The sequence below is a fragment of the Rhodococcus sp. YH1 genome (genome assembly GCF_009939605.1).
Taxonomy (GTDB): Bacteria; Actinomycetota; Actinomycetes; order Mycobacteriales; family Mycobacteriaceae; genus Rhodococcus; species Rhodococcus aetherivorans.
The window spans coordinates 1-21,458 of sequence record NZ_WVTE01000097.1; the positions used below are offsets into that span (position 1 = coordinate 1).

The 21,458-nt window shown below is 71.5% G+C and carries 21 protein-coding genes; 17 read left to right on the forward strand and 4 right to left on the reverse strand.

What is annotated here, in order from left to right; all coding sequences use genetic code 11:
- From AIIKEEIJ_RS09195 to AIIKEEIJ_RS09205, 3 genes are all read left to right on the forward strand, one after another.
- A partial coding sequence (locus AIIKEEIJ_RS09195; protein ID WP_161995511.1) for a glycosyltransferase family 2 protein occupies window positions 1-614 on the forward strand: 614 nt, incomplete at its 5' end.
- Window positions 611-1,696 carry a sugar phosphate nucleotidyltransferase gene (locus AIIKEEIJ_RS09200; protein WP_006942634.1) on the forward strand — a complete coding sequence of 362 codons (1,086 nt, stop codon included), beginning with the start codon at window positions 611-613 and terminating at the stop codon, window positions 1,694-1,696. The genes AIIKEEIJ_RS09195 and AIIKEEIJ_RS09200, both read left to right, overlap by 4 nt.
- Window positions 1,697-1,713: 17 nt before the next feature.
- The gene (locus AIIKEEIJ_RS09205; protein WP_006942636.1) at window positions 1,714-2,469 is read left to right on the forward strand and encodes an SGNH/GDSL hydrolase family protein; all 756 of its coding nucleotides are present in this window, start codon (window positions 1,714-1,716) and stop codon (window positions 2,467-2,469) included.
- Here the strand turns inward: AIIKEEIJ_RS09205 and AIIKEEIJ_RS09210 are convergent.
- From AIIKEEIJ_RS09210 to cofD, 3 genes are read right to left on the reverse strand one after another with little or no spacing between them, the layout of a single operon-like run.
- Window positions 2,466-3,077 (reverse strand): NUDIX domain-containing protein, encoded by a 612-nt coding sequence (locus AIIKEEIJ_RS09210; RefSeq protein ID WP_161995512.1) that lies wholly within the window; start codon window positions 3,075-3,077, stop codon window positions 2,466-2,468. The genes AIIKEEIJ_RS09205 and AIIKEEIJ_RS09210 overlap by 4 nt on opposite strands.
- Window position 3,078: 1 nt before the next feature.
- On the reverse strand, window positions 3,079-4,455 hold the full coding sequence (locus tag AIIKEEIJ_RS09215; protein WP_037201795.1) for a coenzyme F420-0:L-glutamate ligase: 1,377 nt from the start codon (window positions 4,453-4,455) through the stop codon (window positions 3,079-3,081).
- A 2-nt stretch (window positions 4,456-4,457) separates the two neighbouring features.
- Window positions 4,458-5,447: a 2-phospho-L-lactate transferase gene (gene cofD / locus AIIKEEIJ_RS09220; RefSeq protein ID WP_161995513.1), complete on the reverse strand. Its 990-nt coding sequence runs from the start codon at window positions 5,445-5,447 to the stop codon at window positions 4,458-4,460.
- Window positions 5,448-5,850: 403 nt separating this feature from the next.
- On the opposite strand from cofD, the gene AIIKEEIJ_RS09225 reads away from it, so the two are divergent.
- Window positions 5,851-6,114 (forward strand): WhiB family transcriptional regulator, encoded by a 264-nt coding sequence (locus tag AIIKEEIJ_RS09225; protein ID WP_338020928.1) that lies wholly within the window; start codon window positions 5,851-5,853, stop codon window positions 6,112-6,114.
- A gap of 5 nt (window positions 6,115-6,119) precedes the next feature.
- On the opposite strand, the gene AIIKEEIJ_RS09230 is transcribed toward AIIKEEIJ_RS09225, so the two are convergent.
- Window positions 6,120-6,614, reverse strand: a complete 495-nt coding sequence (locus AIIKEEIJ_RS09230) for a metallopeptidase family protein (protein ID WP_037201001.1) — start codon at window positions 6,612-6,614, stop codon at window positions 6,120-6,122.
- Between the two features lie 88 nt (window positions 6,615-6,702).
- Here AIIKEEIJ_RS09230 and AIIKEEIJ_RS09235 point away from each other — a divergent pair, with 88 nt between their 5' ends.
- The 13 genes from AIIKEEIJ_RS09235 to hpf all read left to right on the forward strand — a co-directional run bounded on the left by AIIKEEIJ_RS09235 (window position 6,703) and on the right by hpf (window position 21,444).
- Window positions 6,703-7,098, forward strand: a complete 396-nt coding sequence (locus AIIKEEIJ_RS09235) for a DUF3499 domain-containing protein (RefSeq protein ID WP_170914101.1) — start codon at window positions 6,703-6,705, stop codon at window positions 7,096-7,098.
- Between the two features lie 72 nt (window positions 7,099-7,170).
- Window positions 7,171-8,538 carry a phosphomannomutase/phosphoglucomutase gene (locus AIIKEEIJ_RS09240; protein ID WP_065922401.1) on the forward strand — a complete coding sequence of 456 codons (1,368 nt, stop codon included), beginning with the start codon at window positions 7,171-7,173 and terminating at the stop codon, window positions 8,536-8,538.
- A gap of 82 nt (window positions 8,539-8,620) precedes the next feature.
- Window positions 8,621-9,706, forward strand: coding sequence for a hypothetical protein (locus AIIKEEIJ_RS09245; RefSeq protein ID WP_043802402.1), 1,086 nt, complete (start codon window positions 8,621-8,623; stop codon window positions 9,704-9,706).
- The gene (gene manA / locus AIIKEEIJ_RS09250) at window positions 9,706-10,977 is read left to right on the forward strand and encodes a mannose-6-phosphate isomerase, class I (RefSeq protein ID WP_006942657.1); all 1,272 of its coding nucleotides are present in this window, start codon (window positions 9,706-9,708) and stop codon (window positions 10,975-10,977) included. Before AIIKEEIJ_RS09245 ends, manA begins: the two co-directional genes overlap by 1 nt.
- Window positions 10,978-11,186: 209 nt before the next feature.
- On the forward strand, window positions 11,187-12,671 hold the full coding sequence (locus AIIKEEIJ_RS09255) for an amino acid permease (RefSeq protein ID WP_161995515.1): 1,485 nt from the start codon (window positions 11,187-11,189) through the stop codon (window positions 12,669-12,671).
- A gap of 46 nt (window positions 12,672-12,717) precedes the next feature.
- A complete protein-coding gene (locus tag AIIKEEIJ_RS09260) occupies window positions 12,718-13,380 on the forward strand; it encodes a TetR/AcrR family transcriptional regulator (RefSeq protein ID WP_029544617.1) in 663 nt (220 codons plus the stop codon).
- A gap of 58 nt (window positions 13,381-13,438) precedes the next feature.
- Window positions 13,439-14,926 (forward strand): adenosylhomocysteinase, encoded by a 1,488-nt coding sequence (ahcY, locus tag AIIKEEIJ_RS09265; RefSeq protein WP_006942661.1) that lies wholly within the window; start codon window positions 13,439-13,441, stop codon window positions 14,924-14,926.
- 31 nt (window positions 14,927-14,957) lie between these two features.
- On the forward strand, window positions 14,958-15,623 hold the full coding sequence (locus AIIKEEIJ_RS09270; RefSeq protein ID WP_029544615.1) for a dTMP kinase: 666 nt from the start codon (window positions 14,958-14,960) through the stop codon (window positions 15,621-15,623).
- Between the two features lie 5 nt (window positions 15,624-15,628).
- On the forward strand, window positions 15,629-16,306 hold the full coding sequence (mtrA, locus tag AIIKEEIJ_RS09275) for an MtrAB system response regulator MtrA (RefSeq protein WP_006942670.1): 678 nt from the start codon (window positions 15,629-15,631) through the stop codon (window positions 16,304-16,306).
- The gene (gene mtrB, locus AIIKEEIJ_RS09280; protein WP_080688640.1) at window positions 16,303-18,054 is read left to right on the forward strand and encodes an MtrAB system histidine kinase MtrB; all 1,752 of its coding nucleotides are present in this window, start codon (window positions 16,303-16,305) and stop codon (window positions 18,052-18,054) included. The genes mtrA and mtrB overlap by 4 nt, the downstream gene beginning before the upstream one ends.
- Window positions 18,051-19,823, forward strand: a complete 1,773-nt coding sequence (gene lpqB / locus AIIKEEIJ_RS09285; protein ID WP_065922405.1) for an MtrAB system accessory lipoprotein LpqB — start codon at window positions 18,051-18,053, stop codon at window positions 19,821-19,823. Before mtrB ends, lpqB begins: the two co-directional genes overlap by 4 nt.
- A 43-nt stretch (window positions 19,824-19,866) precedes the next feature.
- On the forward strand, window positions 19,867-20,514 hold the full coding sequence (locus AIIKEEIJ_RS09290) for a ComF family protein (protein WP_065922406.1): 648 nt from the start codon (window positions 19,867-19,869) through the stop codon (window positions 20,512-20,514).
- Window positions 20,515-20,769: 255 nt separating this feature from the next.
- Window positions 20,770-21,444, forward strand: coding sequence for a ribosome hibernation-promoting factor, HPF/YfiA family (gene hpf / locus AIIKEEIJ_RS09295; RefSeq protein WP_006942687.1), 675 nt, complete (start codon window positions 20,770-20,772; stop codon window positions 21,442-21,444).
- The last annotated feature ends 14 nt before the right edge of the window (window positions 21,445-21,458 follow it).

The window sequence follows — 21,458 nt, forward strand, 5'->3', positions numbered from 1 at the left end:
GGTCGCTGGGCCGGCTGCTCGAGGCGGCGCGTCGCTGGCCGCGCGCGGCGTCCCTCGGCCCGCTGATCTACGAACCCGACGGCACCGTCTATCCGTCGGCGCGCTCGGTGCCCGGGCTGGTCTCCGGCGCCGGGCACGCGCTGCTCGGCACGGTGTGGCCGAAGAACCCGTGGACGCAGCGGTACCGGCAGGAGAACGAGACCGTGTCCGAACGCCCGGTGGGCTGGCTGTCCGGGTCGTGCCTGCTGGTGCGGCGGGCGGCGTTCGACGCGGTCGACGGCTTCGACTCGCGCTACTTCATGTACATGGAGGACGTCGATCTCGGCGACCGGTTCGGCCGGGCGGGCTGGCTCAACGTATACGTGCCCTCGGCAGAGGTCACCCACGCGAAGGGGCACGCCGCAGGACGGCATCCCGAACTCATGCTGCCGGCCCACCACGACAGCGCGTACCGGTTCCAGGCGGACCGGCACCCGCATCCGTGGCAGGCGCCGCTGCGGTGGGCGCTGCGGGCCGGGCTCGCCGCCCGGTCGAGGATGTCGGTGGCCGCGGCGGCACGCGAACGGGCGCGGGCGGCCGAGGCGGGCAACACCACGGAACAGGGGACACGATGACGAACGATGCTGCGCCGCACACCGATGCGGTGATCCTGGTGGGCGGGCAGGGGACCCGGCTGCGGCCGCTGACCCTGTCCGCGCCGAAGCCGATGCTGCCCACCGCCGGCGTGCCGTTCCTGACGCACCTGCTCACGCGTATCCGTGCGGCCGGCATCAAGCACGTGGTGCTCGGAACATCCTTCAAGGCGGAGGTGTTCGAGGACTACTTCGGTGACGGCTCGGAACTGGGTCTCGAGATCGAGTACGTCACCGAGGCGGAGCCGCTGGGCACCGGCGGCGGCATCCGCAACGTGCTGCCCAGGCTGCGCGCCGACAACGTCATGGTCTTCAACGGTGACGTCCTCGGCGGCACGGATCTCGGTGCGGTGCTCGACACGCACCTGCGCACCGACGCCGACGTGACGCTGCACCTGGTGCGCGTGGGCGACCCCCGCGCGTTCGGGTGCGTGCCCACCGACGAGGAGGGCCGGGTCACCGCGTTCCTGGAGAAGACGCAGGATCCGCCGACGGACCAGATCAACGCCGGCTGTTACGTCTTCAAGCGCGAGATCATCGAGTCGATCCCCGAGGGTCGTCCGGTCTCCGTGGAACGTGAGGTCTTTCCGTCCCTGCTGGCGGAGGGCAAGCGCGTGTACGGGCACGTCGACGCCGCCTACTGGCGGGACATGGGCACGCCGGAGGACTTCGTGCGCGGCTCGGCAGACCTGGTGCGCGGCATCGCACCGTCGCCCGCGCTCGGTGGGCAGCGCGGCGAATCCCTCGTCCATCCCGGTGCCTCCGTCGCGCCCGGTGCCCTGCTGATCGGCGGCACCGTCGTCGGCCGCGGCGCCGAGATCGGCGCCGGCGCACGCCTGGACGGCGCGGTGATCTTCGACGGCGCGAGGGTGGAGGCCGGTGCGGTGATCGAGCGGTCCATCATCGGATTCGGGGTCCGGGTCGGTCCCCGCGCCCTGATCCGCGACGGGGTGATCGGCGACGGCGCCGACATCGGGGCGCGCTGCGAGCTGCTGCGCGGCGCCCGGGTCTGGCCCGGTGTGCAGATCCCCGACGGGGGGATCCGTTTCAGTACCGACGTGTGAGCACGGGGGGTCCACGAATGAAGTTCGAACGGTATGTGGCGCTGGGTGATTCGTTCACCGAAGGCGTCGGGGACCCGGATCCGGCCCGGCCCAACGGGTTGCGTGGCTGGGCGGATCTCGTCGCCGAGGAGCTCGCCCGCGACAACCCCGGGTTCGGGTATGCGAACCTCGCCGTGCGCGGACGGCTGCTGCGCCCGATCCTCGACGAGCAGCTCGACGCGGCGATCGCGATGCGACCCGACCTGGTGACGATCTACGCCGGTGGCAACAACCTCATGCGCCCGAAGCTTGACCTCGACGCGTTGGCGGCCGAGTACGACGACGCGATCGGCAAGCTTGCCGCCACGGGTGCGCGAGTGCTCGTGTGGACGGCCTACGACGGTAGCTGGGCGCCGGTGTTCGGGGTGCTGCGCGGCCGCTGGGCCGTCTACAACGAGCTGGTCCGGGCGATCGCCGACCGCCACGGTGCGGCGATCGTCGACTTCTGGCGGTTCGACGAGTACCGCGACCTGCGGATGTGGGATTTCGACCGGCTCCACATGTCGCCGGCCGGGCACCGGAACATGGCGATCCGCGTGCTCGATCTCCTCGGTGTGTCGCACACGCTCACCCCGGCCGAGTTCGATGCCGCGCCGGTGGTCTCGGCGGCCAAGCGGGCCGAGGACCGCCGGTGGGCACGCGAATTCCTGATTCCCTGGGTCGGGCGGCGCCTGCGCGGCACCTCCTCGGGCGACGGCATCGAACCGAAACGCCCCACGCTGCAACCGGTCTAACGGCCCGCCCCGGTGCGTACGGCGGGGCCCGCCCCGGTGCGCACGGCGGGGCCCGCCCCGGTGCGTACGGCGGCGAGGCCGAGCAGGTGCCCGAGGGTGTCGTGCTCGGCCTCCGGCGGCAGCGCGTCGACCGGCCACCAGCGCAGGTCGGTCGATTCCGCGCTGCGGACGGGCACGGCCCCGGGCGGCGCGACGACGAGGAACCGCAGGTCCAGGTGCCGGGTCGGGCGGCCCAGCGAGCAGGTGATCGGATGGGTGTGCGCCGAGAGCAGTTCCGGATCGATGACCAGGTTCTCGATGCCGGACTCCTCGGTCGCCTCCCGCAGCGCCGCCCCGACGACCGTCTCGTCGGATTCCTCGCAGTGCCCGCCGAGCTGGATCCACCGCCCCACCCGGGGATGCAGGGTGAGCAGCACGTGCCGGCGGTCGGCGTCGAGCACGAGCGACGACGCCGTGACGTGTCCGGGCACGTGCCTGCGGAGGCACCCCTCGGGCGCGGCGTCGAGGAACGCGAGCATGGTGTGCCGCAGCGACTCCGCGTCCACCGAGTCGGTCCGCCAGGTCTGCAGCCGGTCGACGGCCGAGGCGTGCAGCGTGGACGCGGTCACCTCAAAGCTCCAGCAGCAGGTCGCCGGCCGCGGGGGCGACGCGCGGTGTCGCCGGCTCGAGGGGGTGCCCGACCGCGATCGCGCCGAGCGGCGACCAGTCCCCGGGCAGGCCGAGTTCACGCCGCACGACGTCCGGGGCGAAGATCGTCGACCCGATCCAGCAGCTGCCGAGCCCGCGCACGGCGAGCGAGACCAGCAACCCCTGCACGGCAGCGCCGGCGGCGACGGTGAACATCGTGGCCTCGGCGGCGGTGCGGCGGGCGTCGGGGTAGCTGTGTGCGCCGTCGGGAACCCAGAACGGGATCACCATTTCGGGGGCGCCGTAGAGGATGGCGCCGCGGCCGACCCGGCGGTCGATCGCCGCCGGGTCGAGCCCGTCGCCGGCGAGGTCGGCGGCCCAGCGTTCGCGCATGCGGTCGAGCAGCCGCCGGCGGACCTGCTCGGTGCGGACCCAGACGAACCGCACCGGGTGGGTGTGGTGCGGCGCCGGAGCGGTGAGCGCCTCGGCGACCGCGTCCCGCAGATCCTCGGGATCGACCGGTTCCGAGGAGAATTCGCGCACCGACCGGCGCAACAGCAGCGCCTCACGGCGGCCCTGCTCGAGTGCCTCGGCGGTGCCGAGCCAGAACAGGTCGTCCTCCCCGCCGCGGATCAGTTCCTGTGCGGTGGAACCGTTGTCGGGCAGGTCGAGACCGCGGACCACCGCGACCGGTACCCCGCCCAGCTTGCCCTTGACGAGGTCGCCCGCGGCGGCGATCTCGTCGGCGACGGCGACGGAGGTGACGAACAGCTCGTTGCCCTGTGCGTCCCGGGATCCGGCATATTCGTGCAGGACCGGGATCCCGGCCGCACCGATCGCGGCGTCGGTCTGGCCGACGCGCCAGGCCCGACCCATCGTGTCGGTGACGACCACCGCGACCGTCACGCCGAGCAGGGTCCCCAGGCGCTCCCGCAGCGCCGCGGCGCTCGCGTCCGGGTCCTCGGGCAGCAGGGCGAGCTCGGACGCGGCGACGTTGGAGCCGTCGATCCCGGAGGCTGCCTGCACGATCCCGAGCCGGTTCTCGGTGATGAGGGTGCGGCCCTTGCGGGCGAGCACGCGTACGGCCTCCTGGTCGACGAGGCGGCGCCGGAGCGTGTCGCGGGCCTCGGGATCGGTGGGGGCGTCGACGATGCGGCCCTCGACCTTGGAGAAGACCTTGCTGGTGACGACGAGGACGTCCCCGTCGGCGAGCCAGGGTGCGGCGGTGGCCACTGCGGCGGCGAGGTCGTCGCCGGGCCGGAACTCGGGCAGGCCCGGCACCGGGAGGATCTCGATCGGCCGCCCGGGGGAGTGGTCGCGCACTCCGGCGGCGGTCCCGGTGGCCGTGTCGGTGGGCATGCTCACGGGGTCACTCCTGCCAGTTCTAATGCGGCGCGAGCCATCTCGGCTGTCGCGTCCGGATCGGTCATGAGCAGCGGCACGCTGCGCACCTCGACGCCGGGCACATCGGCGGTGTCGGTGGAGTGGATCAGCCACCCGTCGAGCAGGCCGGCGCCGCTGCGGGCGCCGTAGTGCCGCCCCACGCCCTGGGCGGTCGACTCGACGCCGATCACGTCGAGGCAGGCATCGGCCATGCCGCGCAACGGCTTTCCGTCGATCACCGGCGAGAGGCCGACGATCTTCGCGGACGTGGTGCGCAGAGCGCCGCGCAGGCCGGGGATCGCGAGGAGCGCGCCGATGCTCACCACCGGGTTCGACGGGGCGAGGATCACCACGTCCGCCGATTCGATCGCCGCGAGCACTCCGGGAGCGGGGACGGCCTTCTCGGCGCCGATGTGCGCGAAGCTGTGCGTGGGGACCTGCGCGCGGTGCCGGACCCACCATTCCTCGAAGTGCACGGCGCGCTGCTCGCCGTCGGCCGGATCGGTGATGACCACGTGGGTCTCGCTGCGGTCGTCGGAGACCGGGAGCAGGGTGACGCCGGGCTTCCACCGGTCGCACAGGGCCTCGGTCACGGCCGAGAGCGGGTATCCGGCGCTCAGCAACTGGGTGCGCAGCAGGTGGGTCGCGATGTCGCGGTCGCCGAGACCGAACCAGTCGGGTGTGGCGCCGTAGGCCGCCAGTTCCTCCTTCGCGTGCCAGGTCTCGTCGGCCCGGCCCCATCCGCGTTCGGTGTCGATCCCGCCGCCGAGGGTGTACATGCACGTGTCCAGGTCGGGGCAGATCCGCAGCCCGTGCATCCAGACGTCGTCGCCGATGTTGACGATCGCGGTGACCCGGTGTGCGGCGTCGGGGTCGAGGTCGCGGCCGGGTTCGATGCCGAGGAGCCGGCGCACGCCGGTGAGAAAACGCGCACCTCCGACGCCGCCGACCAATACAGTCACGTTCACAGGGCAAGCCTAGGCGGTGCGCCGGGTGGGCTGCCGGGGTGCCTGCGCGCCCGGGCGGCGGGTGCGCACCGGCACGGTGGAGAACCCCGGATGGTAAGGCAGCGGCGCCGCTCGGCTTGACCGCGACACGCCCCACGTGTCTAATCACATAAGTGTCATTTCCAGTGAACCGGGGCCGAGATCGGTTGTGGTGAACTGCATTCGAACGCATGTTCGACCGGGGATGGCGCGGAGTGGGCCGGTTTCGACGAGAGTTGCAGCGCTGCAGGTGAGGAGGCGAACGATGGCCGACGAGCGCGAATGGTTCGAGAGCTCTCGGATCGACACTGCAGGCATCGACACTGCAGGCGAGGACGTTCGGGACGACATCGACGGCATCGGGGGGGACGCGCCCGCGCGACCCGTGCTCAGCCTGATCGATGGTTTCGGCGACCCGTCCGACGGTGGCGACGACCAGTGGCAGGAACGCGCGCTGTGCGCGCAGACGGATCCCGAGGCGTTCTTCCCCGAGAAGGGCGGATCGACCCGGGAGGCGAAGCGGATCTGCTTGGGCTGCGAGGTCCGGGACGAGTGTCTCGAATACGCGCTGGCCAACGACGAGCGCTTCGGCATCTGGGGCGGTCTGTCGGAGCGGGAGCGCCGGCGCCTCAAGCGCGGCATCGTCTGAGGACGTCAGTCCTCGTCGAAGCCGCCGAGCTCGGGGTCGATGACCTCGGGTTCCACGCCGAGGTAGGTGGCGACCTGGTGCACGAGCACGTCGTGGACCAGATCGGTGAGATCCTCGGGATCCTTCGCCCGCAGTTCGAGCGGGCGGCGGAAGAGCACGATCCGGGCCCGCGTCGCGGCGCCGCGGCGGTCGATCCCCGCGGGCACGAGTCGCGACAGCGGCACCGGACCGTCCGCGACCACCTCCGACGGCCAGTTCACCGAGTCGGGGTCGAGGGCGCGGATCTTGGGCACCTCGTCGACGGCGATATCGAGCTTGGTCAGCCGGTCGTGCCACTGCGCGTCGATCGGGGCGAACGCCCCCAGCACGAGCAGGTCGAACTTCTCCGCCCGTGAGCGCCACGCCGGCAACTCGTGCGGGAACAACGGCCCGCGCACGCCGCGGCCGCGTCGCGCGACCGAGCGGGACGTCACGGGGCGGGAACGGCGCGATCGGTGCATGCTCTGGACAGTACGACACGAAAATCCGTACCGGGTTCTCCGGTGTGTCCGGATAGTCCCCGGGCGGACGGCGCGCTACTCTCCGACTGTGAGATCACTGCGTCGATGCTGCCGGCCTGGGTGCAAGAACCCTGCTGTTGCGACGCTGACCTACGTGTACTCGGACTCCACCGCGGTCGTCGGTCCGCTGGCGACGGTCGCCGAGCCGCACTCGTGGGATCTGTGCGAATCGCACGGCTCGCGGATCACCGCGCCGAAGGGGTGGGAGCTGGTCCGGTACGAGGGTGCCTTCACCACCGGCACTCCGGACGAGGACGACCTGACCGCCCTGGCCGAAGCGGTGCGTGAGGCCGGTCTCGGCGAGCGTGCCCGAACCGACTCCGACGACACCGATTCCGGTGTCCCCACGGCGCTGGCCGCGCCGCCCACGGCCCGCACCGGCCGCCGTGGCCACCTGCGCGTGTTGCCCGATCCCACGTCCTGATCGTCGCCCACTAGGCTGACCGTGCCCCGCCGCGGAGGCGGCGGTGCCAGTCGACGATCAGGAGCAGCAACAGTGGCGAGATCTGCCGAGTCCGTGTCCGCCGTGGTCAAGGCATACGACGTGCGTGGCGTGGTGGGAGAACAGCTCGATGCGGGGTTCGTCCGTGATGTCGGAGCCTCCTTCGCTCGCCTGATGCGCGACGGCGGCGCCACCCGCATCGTGATCGGCCACGACATGCGCGAATCGTCCCCGCAGCTGTCGCAGGCCTTCGCCGCCGGCGTCACCGCCCAGGGACTCGACGTCGTGCACATCGGACTCGCCTCCACCGACCAGCTGTACTTCGCCTCCGGCATCCTCGAGGCCCCCGGCGCCATGTTCACCGCGAGCCACAACCCGGCGCGCTACAACGGCATCAAGCTGTGCCGGGCCGGGGCGAAGCCGGTCGGGCAGGAGACCGGCCTCGCCACCATCGCCGCCGAACTCGTCGCCGGCGTCCCGGACTTCGACGGCGCCCCCGGCACCGTCTCCGAACGGGACGTGCTCGCCGACTACGCCGCGTTCGTCCGCTCGCGGGTGGAACTGTCGGCGATGCGTCCGCTGAAGGTCGCCGTCGACGCCGGCAACGGCATGGGCGGGCACACGGTGCCGGCGGTGTTCGGCGCGCTCCCGATCGACCTCGTGCCGCTGTACTTCGAACTCGACGGCACCTTCCCCAACCACGAGGCCAACCCGCTCGATCCCGCCAACCTGGTGGACCTGCAGAAGCTCGTGCGCGAATCCGGTGCCGACCTCGGACTCGCCTTCGACGGCGACGCCGACCGCTGCTTCGTCGTCGACGAGCGCGGCGAGCCGGTCACTCCGTCGGCGGTCACCGCGCTGGTGGCCGCGCGGGAACTCGCCAAGGAACCCGGGTCGACGATCATCCACAACCTCATCACCTCGCGCGCCGTGCCGGAACTGGTCGCCGAACTCGGCGGCAAGCCCGTCCGCACCCGCGTCGGGCACTCGTTCATCAAGCAGCAGATGGCCGAGACCGGGGCCGTGTTCGGGGGGGAGCACTCCGCGCACTACTACTTCCGCGACTTCTGGGGCGCGGACTCGGGCATGCTCGCCGCGCTGCACGTGCTCGCCGCGCTCGCCGGGCAGGACCGGCCGCTGTCCGAGCTGATGGCCGGCTACGACCGGTACGCGGCGTCCGGGGAGATCAACTCCACCGTCGCCGACGCCGCGGAGCGCACCGCCGCCGTGCTCGAGGCATTCGGCGATCGTGCCGAATCGGTCGACCGGCTCGACGGCGTCACCGTCGACCTCGCCGACGGCGCCTGGTTCAACCTGCGCGCCTCCAACACCGAGCCGCTGCTGCGGCTCAACGTCGAGGCCCGCACCGCCGAACAGGTCGACGCGCTGGTGAGGGAAATCCTGGCAATCGTGCGCGCGTGACGGAAGTATCCGTGGCGGGGATAATCGAGTTCCCGGGGCCCGGCGCCGGGACGGTTCGAGTCGGAAGGATGGTGGCGCAGCCATGACGGCTCCCTCTTCGTTCCTCGACTTGGACGACACGGACGCCCTGATCGACGCGGACGTCGACGGGATCCTGCGGTTCGCCGCGCTCGGTGGGGCCCAGATCCGGGCCACCGCCGCGGCCGTCGACGAGCAGATCCTCGACCGCCTGCACGGCCTGCACCCCCGCAGCGTGGTGCTCGTGTGCGGCGACGCGCGCGCCGCGCGCGCGGGCGAGCTGGTCGTCGCGATGCTTGCGGCCCGCTCGGCTGTGCCGCTGGTCACGGCCCCCGTCACGCCGCCGTGGGTCGGCCCGCTCGACGTCGTCGTCGTCGCGGGCGACGACGCGGGCGACCCGCAGCTCGCCGAGTCGGTCGCCGCGGCCCTGCGGCGCGGGGCCGAGGTGGTCGTCGACGCCCCGGACGAGGGGCCGATCCGGGCGGCGACCGCCGGCCGTGCGACGCTGCTGCCCCCGCGGATCCGGGTGCCGGTGGCGTACTCACTCCTGCGGCACCTCGCCGTGTTCCTCGCGGTGGTGGTCGCGATGGAGGCCACCCGCACGGCGGGCGCGGTTCCCCCGCTGGCCGACCTCGCCGATTCGGCGGACGCGGAGGCCGGTCGCGACCAGCCGGGCAGCGAGGTGTTCCACAACCCGGCGAAGGCGCTCGCGGCCCGCATCCAGTCGCGTCGGGTAGCGCTGGCCGGCGACTCCGCGGTGACGGCCGCGCTGGCCCGGCACGCCGGGGAGTCCCTGTTGCAGGTGGCCGGGGTGATCGCGTCGGCGTCGGCGTTGTCGGACGTCCTCGCGGCCCGGGACCGGCTCATCGCGAGGCCGTCGGCGAGCGGGGAACCCTACGATCCGTTCTTCCACGACGAACAGCTCGACGGGCCGGTGCCCGCACCCCCGGCGCGGGTGTTCGTGCTGAGCGTGGAGGAGGATCGGCGGCAGGCGGAGCGGCGCGCGGCAGCGCTGCCGGACATGGAGTTGGTATCGGTGGTGGGGGAGTTCGAGGCGAAGGCGGTGCCGCCGGTGCCGGAGCAGGTGGCGGTGCTGGCCGTGCGATTCGAGATGGCCGCGGCCTATCTGCGGTTGGTCGGTGGTTGCTAGTGCTCCGACTCGAAGGTGCGCTGCGTTCGTATGCCTGGGGTTCGCGCACCGCGATCGCGGCGCTGTGCGGCCGTACCGTGCCGTCCGCACATCCGGAGGCGGAACTGTGGCTCGGTGCGCATCCCGCGGACCCGGCGCGCGTGGTGAGCGCCAACGGCGACAGCCCGGGCGGGAGCGCATCGCTGCTCGACGTGCTCGAGGCCGATCCGGGCGGGCATCTGGGGCCGGCGACACTGAGCCGGTTCGGACCCCGGCTGCCGTTCCTGCTCAAGTTGCTCGCCGCCGAGGAGCCACTGTCGTTGCAGGCCCATCCGAGCGCCGAACAGGCCGCCGAGGGCTTCGCCCGGGAGGAGGCCGCGGGCCTGCCCCTCGAGTCGCCGGTGCGGAACTACCGCGATGCGAGCCACAAGCCCGAACTCGTCGTCGCGCTCACCCGCTTCGAGGCGCTCGCCGGTTTCCGGGATCCGCACCGCACCGTCGAGCTGCTCGGCGCCCTCGAGGTTCCCGAGCTCGACCCGTACATCGGGTTGCTCGCCGGGCAGCCCGACTCGGACGGCCTGCGGGCGCTGTTCACCATCTGGATCACCCTGCCGCAGTCGGTGCTGTCGGCGTTGCTGCCGCGGGTGCTCGACGGCTGCGTGACGTACCTGGCGACGCACAACGGCAACGGCACGGCCTCGTTCGCCGAGGAGGTGCGGACCGTGCTGCAGCTGGCCGAGTTCTACCCGGGCGACGCGGGGGTGCTCGCTGCGGTACTGCTCAACCGGATCACGCTCGAGCCGGGACAGGGCCTGTTCCTCGCCGCCGGGAACCTGCACGCGTACCTGCACGGCATGGCCGTGGAGATCATGGCCAACTCGGACAACGTGCTGCGCGGCGGCCTCACGCCGAAACACGTCGACGTGCCGGAGTTGCTGCGGGTGCTCGATTTCCGTCCCGTGGACGTGCCGATCCTCGAACCGGAGCCGTCCGGGCCGGGCGAGGTGCGCTACCGGACTCCGGCCCCGGAGTTCGCGCTGTCACGCGTCGATGTCGCCGCCGGCTCCGGTGCCGCACCGGACGCCGTCACCCTGCCGCCGTGCGGCCCGCAGATCCTGTTGTGCACCGCCGGGGTGGCCGGGGTGGAATGCGGTGGGCGGAGCCTGCAGCTGTCGGCCGGCCAGGCGGTGTGGCTGTCGGCCTCCGACCCGGCCGTCACGGTGCGGGCGGCCGGCGAGCCGGCGCAACTGTTCCGCGCGCGGTTGGCGGACACCGGCGCTCCCGTCGACTAGCAGAAACACGCTCGTTTCCGATCGATGAGGGGGTGCTGTTCTCCCTCGGCTCGTTGTCCGCGATCGACGACCCGATGCCCGGGTCGGGGCCGCCGTCCCCGCCGTTCGGCTGATCCACCTCGAGCCCGACCTGTTCCGTACCCCCCGTGGCTTAGGCGTGGGAGGGCGCCACTCCGGGTACTTCCGCTCCGGAGAAAGGGGAGTGCCCGATGACCGAGACCGGCGGCGTATCCCGCAGCGGACTGTTCCGGACCAAGTCGGTGGAGCGATCCATCCTCGACACCGACGAACCGGATTCCCGTCTGCGCAAGGACCTCACAGCGTGGGACCTGATCGTGTTCGGCGTGGCCGTCGTCATCGGCGCCGGCATCTTCACCCTCACGGCCCGGACGGCCGGGAACGTCGCCGGCCCGTCCGTGTCCCTCGCGTTCGTGCTCGCGGCTGTGGCCTGCGCGCTCGCGGCGCTGTGCTACGCCGAGTTCGCGTCGACCGTGCCCGTCGCCGGGAGCGCCTACACCTTCTCCTTCGCGACGTTCGGCGAGTTCGTCGCATGGATCATCGGCTGGGACCTCATCCTCGAGTTCGCTCTCGCCGCCGCCGTGGTCGGCAAGGGCTGGTCGCTGTATCTCGGCGAGGTGCTCGGCGGCCTGTCGCCGGTGGCTTCTCTCGGGCCCGTGAAGGTGGACTGGGGTGCGATCCTGATCGTCGTGGTGATCGGCGTCCTCATAGCCACGGGCACGAAGCTCTCCTCGCGCGTGTCGCTGGTGATCACCTCGATCAAGATCGCCGTCGTCCTGTTCGTTGTCGCGCTCGGCGTCTTCTACATCGACACCGACAACTACACCCCGTACGTCCCGCCGTCGGAATCTGCCTCGACCGGTGAGGGCCTGCGGCAGTCGCTGTTCTCGTTCCTCACCGGGGCCGGGGGCAGCACGTTCGGGTGGTACGGCCTGCTCGCCGCGGCGAGCCTGGTGTTCTTCGCATTCATCGGGTTCGACGTGGTCGCCACCACCGCGGAGGAGACGCGGCATCCCCAGCGGGCCGTGCCCATCGGGATCCTGGGCTCCCTCGCGATCGTCACCGTGCTGTATGTGGCGGTGAGCCTCGTCCTCACCGGGATGGTGAACTACAAGGAACTGGCCGGAGACGAGTCGACGCTCGCGACGGCGTTCGCGCTGAACGGGATGGACTGGGCCAAGAACCTCATCTCGGTCGGTGCCCTCGCCGGCCTGACCACCGTCGTGATGGTCCTGATGCTGGGTCAGACCCGGGTGCTGTTCGCGATGGCACGCGACGGCCTCGTCCCGCGACGGTTGTCGCACACCGGCCGGCACGGTACCCCGGTGCGGACGACCGTGCTGGTGACGGTCGTGGTTGCCGTCCTCGCCGGCCTCATTCCGCTCGGCACCCTCGAGGAGATGGTCAACATCGGGACGCTCTTCGCGTTCGTCCTGGTCTCGATCGGGGTGATCGTGCTGCGCCGGACCCGTCCGGATCTCGAGCGCGGATTCCGGGTGCCCGCGGTGCCGCTCGTGCCGATTCTCGCGGTACTCGCGTGCGTGTGGCTGATGGCCAACCTGTCGGTGGAGACGTGGTTGCGGTTCGTGGTGTGGATGGTGATCGGCGTGGTCGTCTACTTCACCTACAGTCGCCGGCACTCGGTACTGGCGGAAACGGCGGCGCCGCGCCGCTAGCTCCCTTCGTGTTGACGGGACCCGCCCCGCGTGAAAACGTCGCGGCATGTCGATCGTGCACGAATCGTCCCCCGCCGGGGAGCCCCCGCGAGCCGGGGAACCCGAGGACCGGCAACGCGTACCGTTCCACGAGGCCAGCCGGATGCTGCTGCGCAACTCGGTGCTCGATGCCATGCGGGACCTGCTCACCGCCCGCGACTGGTCCGCCGTCACCATGACGGACGTCGCCCGGGGCGCCGGTGTGAGCCGGCAGACGCTCTACAACGAGTTCGCCTCGCGGCAGGGCCTGGCCCAGGCGTATGCCCTGCGCCTGGTCGATCAGTTCGTCGACGCCGTCGACGACGCGATCTACAGCCATGTGGGTCAGGCGCGCGACGCCCTCGTCGAGGGATTCACGTCGTTCTTCGTCGAGAGCAGCGCCGACCCGCTGATCCAGTCGCTGCTGCGCGGCGAGGCCAAGCCCGACCTGTTGCGGTTGATCACCACCGATTCGGCGCCGCTCATCGAGCGGGCCTCCGCCCGGCTGTCGGAAACCTTCCAGCGCAGCTGGGTCCAGGCGTCCGCGTCGGATGCGGGCATCCTCGGCCGCGCGATCGTGCGCATCGCGATGAGCTACATCTCCATGCCGCCCGAGTCCGACCGGGACGTCGCCGCGGACCTGGCGGAGCTGCTCGGGCCGTTCATCGATCGCTCCGCCCGGCACGACTGAGCAGCGAGTTGTATAGCCTGTTGGCAGAACCGACTGACAACAGGAGAGGCATTCTCACGTGTCCGACACCAAGCTCGTGGCCGACCAGCTGAATGGGATCGACTTCAAGGTCGCCGATCTGTCCCTCGCCGAATTCGGCCGCAAGGAGATCCGGCTGGCCGAGCACGAGATGCCCGGCCTGATGGCGCTGCGCCGCGAGTACGCGGAGGTGCTGCCGCTGAAGGGCGCGCGGATCTCCGGCTCGCTGCACATGACCGTCCAGACGGCCGTGCTGATCGAGACGCTCGTCGCGCTCGGCGCCGAGGTGCGCTGGGCCTCGTGCAACATCTTCTCGACCCAGGACCATGCCGCCGCTGCGGTCGTCGTCGGCCCGCACGGCACCGTGGAGGCCCCGCGCGGTGTGCCGGTGTTCGCGTGGAAGGGCGAGACCCTCGAGGAGTACTGGTGGGCTGCCGAGCAGATGCTCACCTGGCCCGCCGCCGCCGACGGGACACCGCGGCCGGCCAACATGATCCTCGACGACGGCGGTGACGCCACCATGCTGGTGCTCAAGGGCGCGCAGTTCGAGAAGGCGGGTGTGGTGCCGCCGGTGGACGAGGAGCACGACTCCGCCGAGTACCGGGTGTTCCTGGCGCTGCTGCGCGAGTCCCTCGCGCAGGACGCGAAGAAGTGGACGGCGATCGCCGAGTCGGTGCGCGGCGTCACCGAGGAGACCACCACCGGTGTGCTGCGGCTGTACCAGCTCTCGGCCGGCGGCGACCTGGCGTTCCCCGCGATCAACGTCAACGACTCGGTCACCAAGAGCAAGTTCGACAACAAGTACGGCACCCGGCACTCGCTGCTCGACGGCATCAACCGCGGTACCGACGTGCTCATCGGCGGCAAGGCCGCCCTGGTGTGCGGCTACGGGGACGTCGGCAAGGGCTGCGCGGAGGCGCTGCGCGGGCAGGGTGCGCGCGTGTCCGTCACCGAGATCGACCCGATCAACGCGCTGCAGGCGCTGATGGACGGCTTCGATGTCGTCACGGTCGAGGGCTTCATCGAGCAGGCCGACATCGTGATCACCGCGACCGGCAACAAGGACATCATCACCTTCGACCACATGCGCCGCATGAAGCACCAGGCGATCCTGGGCAACATCGGCCACTTCGACAACGAGATCGACATGGCCGGCCTCGAGCGGGCGGCGGACGTCACCCGCATCAACATCAAGCCGCAGGTCGACGAGTTCCGTTTCGCCGACGGGCATTCCATCCTCGTGCTGTCCGAGGGCCGGCTGCTCAACCTCGGCAACGCCACGGGCCATCCGTCGTTCGTGATGAGCAACTCGTTCGCCAACCAGGTGATCGCCCAGATCGAGCTGTGGACCAAGCCGGACGAGTACGACAACGAGGTCTACCGCCTGCCCAAGCACCTGGACGAGAAGGTCGCCCGCATCCACGTCGAGGCCCTCGGCGGCGAGCTCACCAAGCTGTCCAAGGACCAGGCCGAGTACATCGGGGTCGACGTGGAGGGCCCGTACAAGCCCGAGCACTACCGGTACTGAGCACGGTAGCGAGGATCGCAGGACACCGCCGATGGGCGCGTTGATCGTCGTGGAGGGGCTCGACGGGGCCGGCAAGCGGACACTGTCCGCGGGCCTCGTCGAGGCTTGGCGCGCTGCGGGATTCGTCGTCGCGACGCTCGCGTTTCCGCGCTACGGCGTGTCGGTGCACGCCGACCTCGGTGCCGAGGCCCTGCGGGGCCGGCACGGTGACGCGGCCTCGAGCATCGAGGCGATGGCCCTGCTGTGGGCCCTCGATCGGCGCGACGCCGCCGACGAGTTGCGGAAGCTCCTGGCGGACAACGACATCGTGCTGCTCGACCGGTATGTCGCGTCCAACGCCGCCTACACCGCCGCGCGGCACCACGAGGACGGCTCGGGGCCGTCGGTGGAATGGGTCCGCGAGCTCGAGTTCGATCGGTTCGCGCTGCCCGTACCGGATCTGCAGCTGCTGCTGCGGGTGCCCGTGGAACTGGCTGCGCAGCGGGCCCGCAGTCGCGCCGCTGCCGACACGGCCCGCGATCGGGACGCGTACGAACGGGACTCGGGTCTGCAGGCCCGGACCGGGCAGGTGTACGACGACCTCGCACGCCGACAGTGGATGTCGCCGTGGCGGGTTGCCGGACCCGACGCCGATCCGCGACAACTCGCCGCCGAGATCTCAAATCAGCTTCACCACGGTCGAGGAGTGACACGATAGAAGCCATGAAGCCGAGGATTCTGGTTGTCGACGACGACACCGCGCTCGCCGAGATGCTCACGATCGTCCTGCGGGGCGAGGGATTCGAGCCGTACGTGGTGGGTGACGGTTCGCAGGCGCTGAACGCGGTCCGGGAGATCCGGCCCGACCTCGTCCTGCTCGACCTCATGCTCCCGGGCATGAACGGCATCGACGTGTGCCGGGTGCTGCGGGCCGACTCGGGCGTGCCCATCGTGATGCTCACCGCCAAGTCGGACACCGTGGACGTGGTGCTCGGGCTCGAATCCGGCGCCGACGACTACATCGTCAAGCCGTTCAAGCCCAAGGAACTCGTGGCCCGGGTCCGGGCGCGGCTGCGTCGCACCGAGCAGGAACCGGCCGAGGTGCTCTCCATCGGCGACATCGCCATCGACGTTCCCGCCCACAAGGTCAGCCGCGGGGACGAACTGATCTCTCTCACGCCGCTCGAGTTCGATCTGCTGGTGGCGCTCGCGCGCAAGCCGCGGCAGGTGTTCACCCGTGAGGTGCTGCTCGAGCAGGTCTGGGGCTACCGGCACGCGGCCGACACCCGCTTGGTGAACGTCCATGTGCAGCGGTTGCGCGCGAAGGTCGAGAAGGATCCCGAGAATCCCGAGGTGGTGCTGACGGTGCGTGGCGTCGGCTACAAGGCCGGACCGCCGTGATCGGTGGGTACCGACTGCGGCGGCGGATCACGAGGAGGACCCTGCCGCTGCTGAGGTGGTCACGTGCGGTGAGCAACCGGCTCGCCCACACGTGGCGGCGATCGTTGCAGCTCCGGGTCGTGGTCTCGACCCTGTCGCTGTCGCTGATCGTGATGCTCGTCCTCGGTGTCGTGCTCACCAGCCAGATCACCGAGCGGCTGCTCGAGGTGAAGATCAACGCCGCCACCGAGGAGGTCGAGCGCTCCCGCGCACTCGTCGAGGGCCAGCTCGCCGGCGCCGACGACTCCGGTTCGCTGCAAGTACGGCTCGACGGGGCCGCCGCGGCATTGACCAACCGCGGCAGCGACGCCGGCCAGGACACCGGCGTCGCGGGCACCTTCGACCCGGTGCTGATCGTGCCGGGCGACGGACCGCGCGCCCCGACGTCGAGCGGTCCTGCCGACCAGATCCCCGAGAACCTGCGCGCCTTCGTGCAGAAGGGCCAGATCTCCTACCAGTTCGCGACCGTGTCGGATCCGGACGGTTACTCCGGCCCGGCCCTGATCGTGGGCACCCCGACGGCGTCGGACATCTCCACCCTCGAGCTGTACCTGGTGTTCCCGCTGGCGGGCGAGGAGAACACGCTGTCGCTGGTGCGGGGCACGCTGCTCGTCGGCGCCGGCGTGCTGCTCGTGCTGCTCGCCGCGATCTCGATGATCGTCGCGCGCCAGGTCGTGCTGCCGATCCGCTCGGCGTCGCGCATCGCGGTCCGGTTCGCCGACGGCCGCCTCAAGGAACGCATGCCGGTGCGCGGTGAGGACGACATGGCGCGCCTGGCCATGTCCTTCAACGAGATGGCCGAAAGCCTGTCGCGGCAGATCACGCAGCTCGAGGAGTTCGGCAACCTGCAGAAGCGGTTCACCTCGGACGTCAGTCACGAGCTGCGGACCCCGCTGACGACGGTGCGGATGGCCGCCGACCTGATCCACGACGGCAGCGACGAACTCGACCCGTCCCTGAAGCGGGCCTCGGAGCTGCTCGTCACCGAGCTCGACCGGTTCGAGAGCCTGCTGGGCGATCTGCTCGAGATCAGCCGTCACGACGCCGGCGTCGCCGAGCTCGCGGCCGAGCAGCTCGACCTGCGGATGTGCGCCCGTGCCGCGGTCTCCACCGTCCGGCACCTCGCCCGCGAGAGCGGGACCGAGCTGATCGTCGACCTGCCCGGCGAACCCGTCACCGCCGAGGTGGATCCGCGCCGCGTCGAGCGCATCCTGCGGAACCTGCTCGCCAACGCCATCGACCACGGGGAGGGAAAACCCATCCTGTTGCGCCTGCGCGCCGACGACAACGCCGCCGCCTTCATCGTCCGGGACCAGGGCGTCGGCCTGCGTCCGGGCGAGGAGAAACTCGTCTTCAACCGGTTCTGGCGCTCGGACCCGTCGCGGGTCCGGCGGTCCGGCGGAACCGGTCTCGGCCTGGCGATCAGCGTCGAGGACGCCAACCTCCACAACGGCAAGCTCGAGGCGTGGGGCGAGCCCGGCCAGGGGTCCTGCTTCCGGCTGACCCTCCCGCGGGAACGGGGACGCAAGGTCGGCCGCAGTCCGCTGCCGCTCGTTCCCAGCACGGTCCGTGCGGTCCAGGGCCGCCCGCTGCCGGGAGCGGCCGCGCCGGCCGAGGCGGAGTCGGCGGATGCCGGGACCGGCGACGACGCCGGGACGGCCGCGGATTCGGCGCACGTGCCGGTCCCGCCCGAAGGAGCCGCCACATGAGGGGCACGAAGACGATCCTCACGGCGATGCTCGGCCTGACCGTCGCCGTGTCGGGGTGTGCCAGCCTGCCGGACTCGTCGTCGCCGCAGGCGGTCGGCACCATCGCCCGTGAGCCCACCACCACCTCGGTCCCCCCGCCGGCACCGGGCCGGGAACCGGACCTGCTCCTGCGCGACTTCCTGCGCGCCAGCACCGACCCGGCGAACCGCCACCTCGCGGCCCGGCAGTTCCTCACCGCCGACATGTCGGCCGGGTGGGACGACGCCGCCAGCGCGACGATCGTGGACAAGGTCGACGTGCTGCCGGAGTCGCGCAGCGCCGAGCGCGCGACGTACGTCATCCGCGCCAACCGGGTCGGGCACCTGGAGGAGGGCGGAGTCTACCGCGCCGACGAGGGACCGTTCGAAACCAGGATCACGCTCGTGCTCACGGGCGGCGAGTGGCGCATCGACGAGATGGGACCGGGCGTCGTCATGGACCGCCCGCAGTTCCTCAACGGCTACCAGCGACGCTCGCTGTACTTCGTCGACCCGTCCGGGCGCACGGTCGTGCCCGACCCCCGCTGGATCGCCGCGACCCAGGACCAGACCGCGGCACAGCTGATCGACCTGCTCATCGAGGGCCCGAAGGCGGCCCTGGCACCGGCCGTGCGCACGGAACTCGGCTCCGGGGTGTCCGTGCGGGGGCCGATCACCAAGGCCGACGGCCGCACGACCCAGGTCGGTGTCGGTCTCGGGGGCGTCCGGATCGACTTCCTGGGGTTGAAGCCCCTGGGCAAGGAGAGCCGCGAGATGCTGGCGGCACAGGTGATCTGGACCCTCGCCAACGCCGAGATCACCGGGCCCTACGTGCTGCTCGCGGACGGTCAGCCGCTGGACGAGCGGTTCCCGAACGGCTGGACCACCGCGGACGTGGCGTCGATGAACCCGCTGGCCACCTCGAGCGCCACCATCGGCCTCCACGCCCTGCGGGGCGGCGGGCTGGTCAGTGTCGCCGAGACCGGGGTGACTCCGGTGCCCGGGGCCTTCGGCGCCGCGACGACCCTGCGCTCGGTCGCGCTGTCGCACGACGGCGAGCTCGCGGCCGCCGTCGCCGACACCGGGCGTCCCGCCCCCGAAGCCACCGCCGAGCTGCTGATCGGCCCCTACCGCGACGGGACGGCGGCACGTGCCCTGCAGGGCGAATCGATCACGCGGCCGACGTGGGCGCTCGACGACAACTCCGTGTGGGCCGTGGTCAACGGCACGAACGTGGTGCGCGTGGTGCGCGAGCCGGGCACCGGCCGGGTCACCGTCCTCCCCGTCGACGCCGGCTCCGTGCGGGCCGTGGGCAACGTGATCAGCGATCTGCGGCTTTCCCGCGACGGCGTGCGCGCGGCGATGATCGTGGACGGCCGCGTGTACGTCGCGGTGGTCGTGCAGAAGTCGAACGGCGAGTTCTCGCTCACGACGCCGCGGGAGATCGCCATCGGCCTCGGCAGCCCGGCGTTGTCGCTGGACTGGAGCACCCCGGACACCGTGGTGGTGGCACGGTCCGCCTCCGACGTGCCCGTCGTGCAGGTCGCGGTGGACGGCTCCCGCATGGACGCCCTGCCGAGCCGGAACCTCACCCCGCCCGTGGTCGCCGTCGAGGCGTCGACGACCTCGGAGTTCGTGGCCGACTCGCGGGCGGTGTTCCAGCTGAACAACGCCGATCCGGCCGGCGACCGGTACTGGCGCGAGGTACCCGGCCTGACCGGGCTGCAGGCGGTCCCCGTCCTGCCGGGCTGACGGTCCGGCGCGGGATGTCGGGGCCGGCGGCCACACTGGCGCGGTGCTGACCTCGCTGCTGGATCTGGTGCTGCCCGTCGAGTGCGGCGGTTGCGGACTCGCCGGCGTCGGCTGGTGCCGGCGCTGTGCCCGGGAACTGGCGGACGTGCCTGCACGGGTCCGGCCCCGGGTCGATCCCGGCGTGCCGGTGTGGGCGCTGGGGCCGTACCGCGGCGCCCGCCGTCGCGCGGTGATCGCGGCCAAGGAACACGGCCGGCGCGATCTGGCCGGCCCGCTCGGCCTCGCGCTGGCGACCGCCGTGTCGCGGTTGCGGCGCTGGGGCGAGCTGCCCGCCGGACCCGTCGTCGTGGTGCCCGCCCCGACGAGGGCGCGGGCGGCGCGGTCACGCGGCGGCGACCCGGTGACGCGCGCGGCGCGCGTGGCCGCCGGCCACGACCGGCGGCTCGAGGTCTGCGGCCTCCTCGGCACCGGGCGCGGCGTCCGGGATTCGGTGGGGCTGTCGGCCGCCCAGCGGCAGCGCAACCTGGCCGGCCGGGTGCGGATCCGGACGGCGGCGGGTCCGCCGCCCGGGGCGGCGGTGCTGCTCGTCGACGACGTCGTCACCACCGGCGCCACCGCGGCGGAGTCGGTGCGGGTCCTGCGGGCCGCGGGCCATCGCCCGTGCGGGGTGCTGGTGATCGCCGCCGCGTAGCGAGCCGGAGGGCCCTGCGCCGCGGGACGTGGGTCCGCGAGAAAGGGGACATCGGTCCTGCCACGAGGTGACCACGGCGTGAAATTCGACGGAACGGTGGCACTCCCCGCCGTTCCGTACTACCGTCGCCCTCAGACCCGAAAACACAGGTAGCGGGCGCAAAACGCCCCTGACCGTCGTGTCGGGCGGAGCGCGTTTCGCGCTCGTCGATCATGCCGGCGCGCGAGCTGCGCCGGCCGTACTCGGGAGGTACGAGTGACGATCCCTTCGAAGTCCAAGGTTCCCGCTGCAGAGGCCGAAGCCGGTACTGCGGAGTCCAACGGTCCCCGCGCCGACATCGTCGTCAAGGGGCGCAACGTCGAGGTCCCGGATCACTTCCGGGTCTACGTGTCCGAGAAGCTCGCTCGGCTCGAACGTTTCGACCCGACGATCTTCCTGTTCGATGTGGAGTTGCAGCACGAGCGCAATCGCCGGCAGCTGAAGAGTTGTCAGAGAGTCGAGATCACCGCTCGGGCCAAGGGACCGGTGGTGCGCGCGGAGGCGTCCGCGGACAGTTTCTACGCCGCCTTCGAGTCCGTGACGGACAAGCTGGAGTCGCGGTTGCGTCGCACGAAGGACCGCCGCAAGGTGCACCACGGGGAGAAGACCCCCGTCTCGGTCGCCGAGGCCACCGCGCAACTCGCCAAGGACGACTCCCTCGGCATCTCACCGGAGATCTCGCTGGAACAGCACGAGCCCGAGCCCACAGGTCCGGGCCGGATCGTGCGCACGAAGGAGCACACGGCCGAGCCGATGACCGTCGACGACGCGCTGTACGAGATGGAGCTGGTGGGGCACGACTTCTACCTGTTCCACGACAAGGAGACCGACAGTCCCTCGGTCGTCTACCGCCGGCACGCGTTCGACTACGGATTGATCCGGCTGGTGTGACGACCGCACCGCGG

Excerpts from the sequence above, each read along its gene's own strand:
- AIIKEEIJ_RS09200 (WP_006942634.1), top strand. The coding sequence starts at position 611 with ATGACGAACGATGCTGCGCCGCACACCGATGCGGTGATCCTGGTGGGC.
- AIIKEEIJ_RS09205 (WP_006942636.1), top strand. The coding sequence starts at position 1,714 with ATGAAGTTCGAACGGTATGTGGCGCTGGGTGATTCGTTCACCGAAGGC.
- AIIKEEIJ_RS09215 (WP_037201795.1), bottom strand. The coding sequence starts at position 4,455 with ATGCCCACCGACACGGCCACCGGGACCGCCGCCGGAGTGCGCGACCAC.
- AIIKEEIJ_RS09230 (WP_037201001.1), bottom strand. The coding sequence starts at position 6,614 with ATGCACCGATCGCGCCGTTCCCGCCCCGTGACGTCCCGCTCGGTCGCG.
- AIIKEEIJ_RS09245 (WP_043802402.1), top strand. The coding sequence starts at position 8,621 with ATGACGGCTCCCTCTTCGTTCCTCGACTTGGACGACACGGACGCCCTG.
- AIIKEEIJ_RS09255 (WP_161995515.1), top strand. The coding sequence starts at position 11,187 with ATGACCGAGACCGGCGGCGTATCCCGCAGCGGACTGTTCCGGACCAAG.
- AIIKEEIJ_RS09260 (WP_029544617.1), top strand. The coding sequence starts at position 12,718 with ATGTCGATCGTGCACGAATCGTCCCCCGCCGGGGAGCCCCCGCGAGCC.
- AIIKEEIJ_RS09270 (WP_029544615.1), top strand. The coding sequence starts at position 14,958 with ATGGGCGCGTTGATCGTCGTGGAGGGGCTCGACGGGGCCGGCAAGCGG.
- mtrA (WP_006942670.1), top strand. The coding sequence starts at position 15,629 with ATGAAGCCGAGGATTCTGGTTGTCGACGACGACACCGCGCTCGCCGAG.
- lpqB (WP_065922405.1), top strand. The coding sequence starts at position 18,051 with ATGAGGGGCACGAAGACGATCCTCACGGCGATGCTCGGCCTGACCGTC.